Origin of the sequence: Amphritea atlantica (assembly GCF_018860855.1) — a bacterium.
Taxonomy (GTDB): domain Bacteria; phylum Pseudomonadota; class Gammaproteobacteria; order Pseudomonadales; family Balneatricaceae; genus Amphritea; species Amphritea atlantica_A.
Map to the genome: position 1 here is coordinate 1 of NZ_JAHKQE010000018.1, position 10595 is coordinate 10595.

At 43.4% G+C, this 10595-nt stretch carries 10 protein-coding genes and 1 pseudogene; 5 read left to right on the forward strand and 6 right to left on the reverse strand.

Annotated elements, in window-relative coordinates:
• The 3 genes and pseudogenes from KO512_RS07200 to KO512_RS07210 all read left to right on the forward strand — a co-directional run.
• Positions 1-530: IS3 family transposase (locus KO512_RS07200; RefSeq protein WP_215951658.1), on the forward strand; the 530-nt coding region annotated here is incomplete at its 5' end.
• A 452-nt stretch (positions 531-982) separates the two neighbouring features.
• Positions 983-1210: pseudogene (locus KO512_RS20460) on the forward strand (IS66 family transposase); the annotation flags it as partial.
• 178 nt (positions 1211-1388) lie between these two features.
• Complete coding sequence (locus KO512_RS07210; protein WP_215951660.1) at positions 1389-1649, forward strand: IS66 family transposase; 261 nt, start codon at positions 1389-1391, stop codon at positions 1647-1649.
• 739 nt (positions 1650-2388) lie between these two features.
• Here KO512_RS07210 and KO512_RS07215 read toward each other — a convergent pair.
• On the reverse strand, positions 2389-3108 hold the full coding sequence (locus tag KO512_RS07215) for a hypothetical protein (protein WP_215951661.1): 720 nt from the start codon (positions 3106-3108) through the stop codon (positions 2389-2391).
• A gap of 86 nt (positions 3109-3194) precedes the next feature.
• On the opposite strand from KO512_RS07215, the gene KO512_RS07220 reads away from it, so the two are divergent.
• Complete coding sequence (locus KO512_RS07220) at positions 3195-3434, forward strand: helix-turn-helix domain-containing protein (protein ID WP_215951662.1); 240 nt, start codon at positions 3195-3197, stop codon at positions 3432-3434.
• A 171-nt stretch (positions 3435-3605) separates the two neighbouring features.
• Positions 3606-4571, forward strand: a complete 966-nt coding sequence (locus KO512_RS07225; protein ID WP_215951663.1) for a hypothetical protein — start codon at positions 3606-3608, stop codon at positions 4569-4571.
• Between the two features lie 336 nt (positions 4572-4907).
• Here the strand turns inward: KO512_RS07225 and KO512_RS07230 are convergent, their stop codons facing one another.
• The 5 genes from KO512_RS07230 to KO512_RS07250 form a co-directional block, all read right to left on the reverse strand.
• The gene (locus KO512_RS07230; protein WP_215951664.1) at positions 4908-5468 is read right to left on the reverse strand and encodes a hypothetical protein; all 561 of its coding nucleotides are present in this window, start codon (positions 5466-5468) and stop codon (positions 4908-4910) included.
• A gap of 290 nt (positions 5469-5758) precedes the next feature.
• On the reverse strand, positions 5759-6349 hold the full coding sequence (locus KO512_RS07235; protein WP_215951665.1) for an HNH endonuclease: 591 nt from the start codon (positions 6347-6349) through the stop codon (positions 5759-5761).
• A gap of 687 nt (positions 6350-7036) precedes the next feature.
• Entirely contained in the window at positions 7037-7816 is a 780-nt protein-coding gene (locus KO512_RS07240; protein ID WP_215951666.1) for an endonuclease/exonuclease/phosphatase family protein, read from the reverse strand.
• Positions 7817-8162: 346 nt separating this feature from the next.
• Positions 8163-9434, reverse strand: coding sequence for a DUF2254 domain-containing protein (locus KO512_RS07245; protein ID WP_215951667.1), 1272 nt, complete (start codon positions 9432-9434; stop codon positions 8163-8165).
• Between the two features lie 717 nt (positions 9435-10151).
• Positions 10152-10433 (reverse strand): hypothetical protein, encoded by a 282-nt coding sequence (locus KO512_RS07250; protein WP_215951668.1) that lies wholly within the window; start codon positions 10431-10433, stop codon positions 10152-10154.
• Positions 10434-10595: the final 162 nt, after the last annotated feature.

Here is a 10595-nt window from a genome sequence, read left to right on the forward strand (position 1 = left end):
AGTTCAATCCTGACGAGCCCAATCGCGTTTGGTGTGGTGACGTTACTTACATCTGGACGGGGCATCGCTGGGCTTACTTAGCTGTGGTGATGGATTTATTCGCACGCAAACCTATTGGTTGGGCGATGTCTTTATCGCCCGACAGTGAGCTGACCAGTAAGGCGCTTAAAATGGCCTATGAAAGCCGCGGGCGACCTAAAGGCGTTATGTTTCATAGCGATCAGGGAAGTCATTATACAAGCCGTAAATTCCGGCAAACGCTCTGGCAGTGCCAAATCAAACAAAGCATGAGTCGACGCGGTAACTGCTGGGATAATGCGCCAATGGAGCGCTTTTTTAGAAGTTTAAAAGTTGAATGGGTGCCAACTTATGGTTACCACTCATTTACCCAGGCAAAACATCATATCGTTAAGTATTTAATCGGGTATTACAGTCAGCTAAGGCCGCATAAACACAACGGAGGCATGAGCCCAAATAAAGCTGAGGAGAATTACTGGATTAACTATAAATCGGTGGCCAATTTTACTTGACCACTACAGAAGATACAACTCGCAAAATGGGGCGGGCCTGGAAGAGAGCGTCTTGATGGCCTGTCACTTCTAGCTCATAAGCTTCCGTATTCAGGGTAAGCAATACTAATTCTTTAATGCACCAGCACAACTTCAATTTACTCATTCTTACCATCCAATCTACAACCTTTCTTATTAGTAGCCTCTTCTCTATCTATAAGTAGGCTCCGCCTGCTTTCACCTTCACAACATTAAGATATATTTAATACCATACATATCTAACTCATTGTTTTAAAAGTTTATTTATGTCAACATCATCTTTGATTGAAATCTGTAGGTTAGGTTCAAGTTATACTGAAACATCATATAACTCTCATTGAAACATAGCTCCTACACCCCAGTAAAACCGTTTAGCAAAAGTTCATTCAAAACTGAAATCACCAGCAGCGCCTGCTGTCTAGTTTCAATACAGTACCATCTGGTCAGGAAAAGAACCTGCCGCTCACTTGAAGGGCTATCGCGGGATCATCCAGACTGATGCTTATGCGGGTTATAACCTTGCCGTTCAGTCCGGCATCACTCAAGCAGGTTGCTGGGCTCATGTCCGTAGAAAGCTCTTCAAGCTTACTGAATCGACAAAAAGCTCTGTTGCGCTGGAAGCTATTGAACGAATAAACGCGTTGTATCAAGTTGAAAAATAGATCAAGGGTAAACCGCCGGATGAACGCCAACATGGTAGGCAGCAAAATGCTAAACCCTTAATGGAAGGTCTGTATACTTAGTTAGATCAGACCCTCCGACAATGCTCTAAAGGTTCTGCCTTGGGACGAGCGATCAACTATGCTCGCAAATAATGGGATAGCCTGACGCAGTACCTTGATGATGGCCGACAACAACGCCACTGAGCGGGCTATCCGCCCGCTAGCGCTGGGGCGGAAGAGTCACCTATTCGCCGGTTCTGAGGTTGGAGGGCATTATGATGCTGCGCTTTATAGCATCATGGGCACAGCGAAGCTCAACGGTATCGACCACCTGACAGCAGTGCTAAAACGAATCAACAATACCAAGACCACAGATGTTGAAAGTCTGCTGCTTTGGAGTATCAATCTCAATGACTCACAGGTAATTGAAGCAATCTAGGGTGTGAGCAACCTACGCTTGCGAATGAAATCATCAACCTTGCTGACTGATTTCACGCAAGCTGATAGCTATAATCTGAAAGACGTTGGCGCGTTAAAAATTAGCGCGAGCAGCTTGCTGACCATCAGGTCGGCAAGCTGCGAGTATGAAAATAATAGCGCCACATTTTTGCCGCTAACAGGCATACTTGCACCCAACCGCTCTACCCATACTTGCCATTGCAAGTATGGGGGTGTTCGACGGGTACCGGCGACGGAATCCCCCGTAGCGACGGAGGAGCGAAGAGGGGATGAGAACCCCCGGCCCTGAATGGAAATGGATGCGGAGAGGGTCAAGCTGGAACGCAAAAAATCACGCTTTTTGTGATTTTTGAGTACAGCTTGACGCTTGGAGCAGCCATAGGAATGGCGGGCGCAGCTCATAGAGCTGCTGGTTGAGTTCAACAAGCGATTGAAAGCAACGAGATCATTGAAAACAACAAGCGTTACATGCGATCGACTAGCAAAAATTTTCGCTGCGAATAGCGCTCGCCCAGTAACAAGATTTGGCATTGATAATACGAGAATTCACTCATTAATCACGCTAATACCGACACCGTTATGATCAAGTGATCGTCAAATAAGAAAGCGTTAACCTAAGCTTCTTACAACACTTTCCCCAACTATGTGCTCATGACATTCTATCGCCATTGAACGGCATTATGCAGCCACATTTACCTAATGATTAGTGCCAGCAACAATCAGTCATCATCCTCTACAACTATACGACTCTGCAACCAATGATCGACTCCCAGATAGTCAATAAAGAAGCACTCAGTCAACCGATCAACATGTCTAATTTTGCAAGTTTTATTTTGATACTGGAGTCCATACTGTTGAAAAAATTCAGACTGCTCAACCGCAAAATCAAGCAAATCAGTAAAAGTTATATAGCCAACCCCATAGCCTTTCATTGCTTTTAAAGCTTGCTTGATTTCAAAAACAACCTGACCTATAGACTTTGCTTGCTTAAGCAGCGATAAGGTCGTGACGGAAGGGTAATCCTCCATTAAAGCAATACCTTTACTGCCAGCTAAAAAGCGCGCTTCATTCCAAATTGTTGCCAGAACGAGTTCATTATACAAACCGCGTGAAAATGACCCTTCCCCTTTGTTTAAATGCCGATACCCTATCAATTCATTCTTTGCTTTTTTAAGGCACTCTTGATTGGCATCAAGAGTGCTCAACAAGTTAATTTCACCTTTATACTCACCTCGCTCGTTAGGTAAGTCTGGCAGGCTAACGGCGCCAATAATATCCAAACGTGCGGCAACTATGAGCATTACACGCATCAAGTATGGTATCGGTGTCCTACGAGCATCAAAAAAGTAAAACGATGGGACGCATAACGCCTCTCTTTTATCAAAGACATCTCTAATGGTCACTTCTGCTATCAACAAACCTACTGGATCGACATCCATACAAACACCCCTCAATTGCTCCGATAACGGAGCAATTAAAGCAACATTTATTGCGACAATCAAGCTCCGCTATCGGAGCAATGAAATTGAATATTATTGGCCCTAACGTTCGAAAATTAAGAGAACATCAACATTTAACCCAAGACGAGCTAGCTGCGAAATGCAATATTTGCGGGTGGGATATCAGTAGAGGGACGCTGGCAAAAATAGAATCTAAAGTTCGCAAAGTCAGTGACTATGAAGCTCTGACATTAGCCCAAGCATTGAACGTCAACATTGACCAGCTATTTTATGACCTGTCACGTATTGCTGATCAGCAACGATGATCACCTCAGTAAAACAGTGAGCCGCCCCACTTTATTTGATCCACCAGCGATGCTCAAGCAACAGATCCTATAAAAATTGAATTTATTAAAAAAAAACCAAGGCATTGAAAATTAAGCACTATACTAGTTTGCGAACGGCAAGGATGCCGATACCAAACAAGGAGTGTTACCATGAATGACAAAACAAAAAATGAATACAGGAAGTTAGCAAGGCACTTTTACAAGAAAAACGGAATAGAAAAACCGACAGCTAAAACAGTTTGCGATGCACTCAAACAATGTGCCGTTGACTACCGACCAGGCTACTGGCGAAGATTACGTGCGGCCCTGGCGCTTGTTGCAAAAGAAAGCGGTTTTCACAAAGCAGCTGATAAGATTAGAGCAACCGTTAACCCCATCACCGCCGATCGCAAAAAACGCAGCCAAATCAAACCGAAGCAGAAACGGCAAAAAACCGTTAATGCCGCCGATGAAAAGCAACTTCTGGATTACTTAGTTAAGCAAAAAGAAAAGACGGTTTTTGCCGGAGTGTCGCTTGTTAGTTACTTAGGTTGTCGACCAGCGGAGCTCCGAAATCTTCAGTTCATTGGAAGCTGCTATATAGTCATCCCTTCAGCTAAAAAAACAGCAGATGGTACACGGGGGCTTGATCGCATCCTTAAATTCCAAGACAACACAACCTTTAACAGTCTCAAGGAATGCCACGAGATGCTAATAAACGCGACGTGCAAGGACCCTATTCGTTATGTTCAACGGCGACTTGATACACTAACAAAACGACTTTGGCCCAATCGAAAGGTCCGTCCATCCTTGTATACATGGCGACACCAAATGGGCGCTGATTTAAAAGCCAGTGACATGCCTCGAGAAGAAATCTCAGCAATAATGGGGCATCAGTCAATCAACAGCGTAGAAGTGTATGGCAACCCCCGCAGCTCAAAGTCTTCCCGTAGCTACATGAAACCTGATGAAGAAACAGTCCAAAAAGTAAAGCAGCGAAATAGCCATAGACTCACTAAGCAAATTGGAGAAGAACTGACCCTACAAAAGATAAGTGAAGAGATAAAAATCAAACAACAAAAGTACTCAACCAGACACAGCTCGGAATCGGGCAGTGGACCGAATAATCTCCTTTAGTTAAGCCGGTACAGCACTAGGAAATTGCAAACAAGCCCCTCTTATTGAGACAATCAGCGATACAACCTAACAACAAGCAGGATTACACTCCGCTTCAATTTCCCGTTAAGCTTGGCGTTAGGTGTCCCAAATTAAGCTTGTCATGATATTTAATCTGACAACGGTTTTCCGGGCACATTTCTTAAGCAGCATTTTACAGCGGCTCCTCAAAGACCAATGGCACAATATATCCATTGGCGAGTAAAGTCTCACACGATTAGAACGCATCTCGACATACTCAAAATATGCTGAAAATAATGTGGTTTTCGTCTACAGATAAGCAGTACAACAGTCTATCTAACCTATGTTGCTCAACGCAATAGGCTCACCATCCATGCCGCAAGGTGGATTATAGCTACCATGCCAGCCCACTAGCGTACGCTCAAAGGAGTCTACGAAATATCGAGACTCTGGGGCAATATAGATAATGCTTCCCCCATAGGTTACGAATAATTCTTCTGATGCCATGCGTTCGCTTGCCTCTTCCCACAGGTTACTGCTTGGTAGTGTGTATGGATCGTCAACAGGACTCCAAGGTGTTTCATCAGGTTGGGTTGCTCGAAGAATAAGTTTGGATAAAGCAAAATTCTTGCGCTCTTTAGCAACATCGCAAGCTCTTTGGCGTGTCGTTGAAAGTTTACTTGGATCCGCACCAAAGCGAATCATTGTCCGACAGGCTCCCTCTTGATCAAAAAAAGCTGCTTGATGAAGGAAGGTCCACCCAGATGATGCTTTTTGGAAATGGCTACAATGTTGAGCTAATCGAGGCGCTTTTTCCCATACAGACATTACATGAGTCCACTTGCCTATTTTGGCTTTTTCATACAACTCTGAGATGATGCCTTGTAAGTGACTCATGATTCATCCATTGAATAGTGTACCTAGTAATTTACACCTCATGTAGGCTAATATGAAGAGGCAAAACAGGTTCATCGCCACAACTTACTTAGCGGTTTTTTACGAAGCACTAATATCAAGCCCTTAAGATAATAAGTGCCTCATTTATCCGACTTACCGATTAAAATCACTGTACACATACAAAAATCCCTATGAGCCACACTGCTCTTCATAAACGCTCAGGTTATCAATCGCGCTGACTACTCACGTTTAGATACGCAGCGGTTCGAAGAAAAAAGGCTATATCCCCTTTAATTTAGTTCAGACTTGACAGCCTTGTATGCGTGATTTCCAAAATGTAGCTCTCGATGGCAATTAGGACATAAGGCTACTGCATTTTCTACAGTGTCGTCACCATCCTCTGACAGCGGTATCTTATGATGAACTTCAAGATATGGTGAACCGTCACTTTTCCTTAAAAATGGCGCTGCTGACTTACACCTTTCGCAATTTCCTCTAGCTCGGTCAAGCACTTCAGCGACTACATAGGGATTTCTAATGAAAATAGTCGTTTCGACTCTTTTTCTTTCTGGTTTCTTTGGCGTTTTATCTAGAAATATTTTTCTACTTTCTGGTGACTCTTCTAGTGCCTTTAAAATAGCGGCATCAAAGTTTTCCAGAACTGTGGTTAAGGTGAGCCTTGATATTGGTTTGTTTGCGACCGTAAATTGACGTTCGCCGGTTTTAGTTATGTAAATAATATCTCCGGCAGTTAATTTATGCTTTTGAATAAACCGCTTTGATTCGCCTCTAGCCGATCTGAATAGTGATTTATCACCATCAATATCTGTTTGTACTATCTCACCTGTGCCAGAAAAAACAACCTCTAAAGTCTGAGCCATTTCACTTTTATTCTTACCCCTACAGCATCCGCAGGGAATAAATCTATCCCTCTTCGCAAATAAAAGTGGCCTTGGTTTATATTTCCTTGGCTTAATTCTACTTCGATATATTTCACTTATTAGGAGTTCCCGTTTTTAAGCATAACGTCCAGCTAAGTTGCCGGAACGGAGTTTATTGATTTTGTGCTATTTAAGCACAAAACAAGTGACGCAGTGAATGTAGATTGAGCCGCTTGTATGGTATGTTGTTTTAAATTTTTTCCGAATATAAACAAAAACATCTCTACCTACGCTGCTGAGCATTCCGAAGATAGTGAAAAATCATTCACAATTTTCAGATATTCAGGATAAAGAATTGGTGCATTTGCATAGGTTATACGCTTCATACTATCAAACTCTCTATATATACCCGTATTGATAGCTTCAATTACACGTATATCTAAAATTAGTGGGTAATCCCCCCTTGTTAAAGGAGGTCAAACATAGCAATACTCAGCTTAAAAGAATATAGCTTAGTTAGGTATTAGGATCCAGCATGCACAATGCGAGAGCTGCCCCCTTTATTTTGCTGTGACTAAGATGTTTTTATTCATCGTGTCTTAAACATAACGTTTGTCTGTATGATGCTGATGGTTGATAAATATACTATCTAAACGGCGTGTTAAACATCCTTTATAGTGGTTGAGCTCATTTACTATCATCTAATGGTGGAACATCATTTATGCAGACACCTTGGTTTTCGGTGATTTCTTTTGCCCAGTTGTGATCAGACGCATTAGAATCTAACCCCGCTTGGTCGGCCCCTGCTGTAGGCGAGAGCGTTAATTCAGTTAGCAAAGCAAAATGATCTGAACCGATCGAAGGTAAGCGTTTAATGGTGTTTAAGGTAAAGTGTTGGCTGTGAAATAGATGATCTAAAGGCCAACGTAGAAAAGGCAGATCCGCATGAAACGTGTTTAGCATACCGCGACCGACTCGCGGATCTAACAGGCCGCTAATTTTACGGAATAGACGGGTTGTCGCAGACCAAGCCACGTCATTAAGATCCCCTGTTACGATGATAGGTTGATTACTTTTAGCAACACTTTTAGCCACAATGATTAATTCAGCATCCCGCTCAGCTGACTCGGGATTTTCGGTGGGGCTAGGAGGGGCTGGGTGCATAAAGTGCATGCGGACTCTATCACCTGAGTCTAAAGTTAAGGTGGTGTGTATGGACGGAACCTCTTTCTCGACCAAGTAAGCTATTTCTTGGTTACTTAAGGGCAACCTTGAAAACACATGCATGCCGTAAAGGTTATCCAGTGGGCATTTTATGCTGTGCGGCATATCGGCTTCTACTACTTTGAGTTGATCTTCCCACCACTGATCAGACTCGAGTGTGACAAGAACATCGGGCTTATGTATCCGTACTAACTGAATTAGCTTATCGACCTTTCGGTTAGGCGTTAGAACATTAGCCGTCATAATACTTATTTGCTTATCAGGGCTACTCTCCTTAGTCTCTTTTACTTCATGGGGCCATAAGCGCGTATAAGGTAATATCCACCATAACTGCCAGGCTAAGCAAAGTGCAGTTATTGAGATTACAAACCAGGTTAATGGGGATTGTTTATTAAGGAAAACAAAATTGGCTATCAATAAAACCGCCATAAAAATAGCAAATTGTAGGCGAGGAAAGTCCATTCCCCTGATAATCCAGTGGGGGTGACGCGAAAAAGGAAGTAGTGTCACTATACAGGCTAAGGTTGTAAAAAAAGTAAGTATGGCTGTCATCTTTTAGGCCTGCACTGTCTCAATCTATATCTGACTGTCATTTTGATTTATCTTCGCGTGCGGCCTTTTTAATAGCGATTAAATCCTCTTCTATATCAAGTACATTACATGCCCGCTTCAGGGCTAAACGTCGGTGATATTGGGCCGCTTTTTTTATTTCCTTATTGCTAAGGGACTCAAGAGAGGCCAACGCTTTTTGTAAACGAATACATACCTCTATGATACCCGCACCATCGCGTGCTATGGCCGTAAAAGCATCATCGAACATATCTTGCAAGTCAACCTCTGGAACGGCTATACGGTCATATCTAGATTTATTTTCTGTTTGCTCGGGTTGATTGATGAGCGAAATTAAACGTACTAGCGATCCTATTACCTTTATCGCTGTTCCTGGATCGTTGACGGCAGGCGATAAAGCACGCGCTGCAATTTCTGATAACGTGACTAAGCCAAAACGAGGATCATCTTCAAACGTACGGTCGTTGCCAATGTGGAATGATTTAATAAGGCCTGCGCAATCTAAGTTGGACAATGCAGATGATGATATATGCACAGAGGCTAAAGGTTTATCCGCTGTAGTCAGCGCTCCGGGTAATGCGGATACTACAACGTGCGCATCAACGCTTTTGGCCCAATCCTGAAGGGCAGCCATATCAATATGCTGCACATAACCAATCCTTGGTGAAAAAACATCTACTCCCTTACTGGTAATGTTTGATACTGATATTCCACCCAGCCTAGGTTTATCTCGTCTTCTAATAAAAGCGTTTTCCGTTGCCTTTTCAACTTTTTCAATAGTCGATCCCACCCGCCCCAGCCGGGCGATATTATCGACCCAGCGCACAAACGTTAGAATCACTACTGCGAACACAATGGCGGTAAGCACAAAAAGGATGAATAAGCCGGCCTCGTTATAGAATGAATTTTTTACCGCTGTTAGAGCAACCACGCTAAAAATAAATGCCCCAACAAAGGTTGAAAGTGCATTCTGCGATACGTCATCCGCAACCACTAACGAGAAAGCGCGAGGAGTAGCGGAGCTGCTGGCGGCGGCGTATGCCGATACCATCGAACCCACCGAAAAGGTGGCGATGACCAACATACTGGATGCGAGCAGTGAAAGTAAAGTTTCAACCGAATCTTGGGCAATAGAAGGCATTTGATTTGCCACAGCAGAGCCATCTATAAATTTCGCGGCAAAGACCGCTGCAACGGATAAAAAGCAGACCGCCAATGGGCGCACCCAGAGCTTTTCACTAAAACGATTGAGTAGAAACCGGAGACGGTCTAATGAAATTACAGAATTCATATCTTGTCCTATGTTCTACTCATCAAATAATAACAGTACGATTGATCCTATTAGTATACGCTACCATGAAAAACGCTCGACTTTTATTCTTAGATCTATAGTAAATGGAGCTTAAGAGTCATATACGGTCCGCCCCGTGATGCAAGATAAAATGTCTCGTCATTGGTAAAAGGTTGCTTCCATATATCCGGCCTTGGGGTGAGGTTATTCAAACCTCTGGCCCTGATGGAATTCGCGCCTATCGATCTCATCAAGTCTTCGGCTTCCTATGAGCCCGAGACCCCAACAGACTTATTGATAGGCAGGTTTTCCCTTTTTTGCCATCACTTGAATCTTATCTACGCAACTCGTGATAACAGCTTGCTGTTAAATTCTTTATGTTATGCCACACGGCTTTGGTAAGTGGATTTGTTGCCGAGTACGTATGGCCTACTGGCTACAGTGGCAAAAGCCGCGCACCAAAGTAAGAAACTTGATGGCTCGTGGTGTAAAGGTACAAGCCGCAGTTGTGTGTGACATTACCTGCAAGGGGACATGGCGTAGACCGAAAACTCCGAGGATAAACCAAGCATTATCGAATGCTTATTTAAAACCCGAAGGGTTGTTCGAGCTTCATGATGGTTGGATTAAGCTTAACTATTCTTAGTGAAACGCCCTGTGCTGACCCGCATGCAGGGTGTTGTAGGGAGGGCTGGCTAGATACGAGTCCTTATCCGATTAGCTAAGCCAATTGGCAACCAACTGCAATGAAAAACCTAAGATTAACAACCAGATACCTGCACCAAAAGCAAGGTCATATAGAAACACTAAGCTTTGATGCCTTTCTTTTCTCTCTTCAGTATCCGGAACATTAATTGCCAGTCTGTCACCTCCATCGCGATCTGCGACAGCAGGTATACCAAATTTCCAAATGAGTAACGCCGCAATGATGTCAATTACTAAACCAAAGTTAGAAACTCCTTTTTGGGATGTGCAAAAGTTGACTACATCATTTTCCATTTGTACTCCATGTACAGCTAACGCCGCGCTCTGCGGCAAATTTGTAGCGCAGCGGAAAAGTTGTCCGACAGCAGCACCTTGTTAGCAAGTTTATATGTTGGCTTGCTTGCCGTTTGCATGATACCAAGTGCTACCGATGTTGGCCTGCTTGCCGTTTGCGTG

What these genes read in the sequence shown, in the direction of transcription:
- KO512_RS07210 (WP_215951660.1), top strand. Translation starts at nt 1,389, where the DNA reads ATGATGGCCGACAACAACGCCACTGAGCGGGCTATCCGCCCGCTAGCG.
- KO512_RS07215 (WP_215951661.1), bottom strand. Translation starts at nt 3,108, where the DNA reads ATGGATGTCGATCCAGTAGGTTTGTTGATAGCAGAAGTGACCATTAGA.
- KO512_RS07225 (WP_215951663.1), top strand. Translation starts at nt 3,606, where the DNA reads ATGAATGACAAAACAAAAAATGAATACAGGAAGTTAGCAAGGCACTTT.
- KO512_RS07230 (WP_215951664.1), bottom strand. Translation starts at nt 5,468, where the DNA reads ATGAGTCACTTACAAGGCATCATCTCAGAGTTGTATGAAAAAGCCAAA.
- KO512_RS07235 (WP_215951665.1), bottom strand. Translation starts at nt 6,349, where the DNA reads ATGGCTCAGACTTTAGAGGTTGTTTTTTCTGGCACAGGTGAGATAGTA.
- KO512_RS07240 (WP_215951666.1), bottom strand. Translation starts at nt 7,816, where the DNA reads ATGACGGCTAATGTTCTAACGCCTAACCGAAAGGTCGATAAGCTAATT.
- KO512_RS07245 (WP_215951667.1), bottom strand. Translation starts at nt 9,434, where the DNA reads ATGAATTCTGTAATTTCATTAGACCGTCTCCGGTTTCTACTCAATCGT.
- KO512_RS07250 (WP_215951668.1), bottom strand. Translation starts at nt 10,433, where the DNA reads ATGGAAAATGATGTAGTCAACTTTTGCACATCCCAAAAAGGAGTTTCT.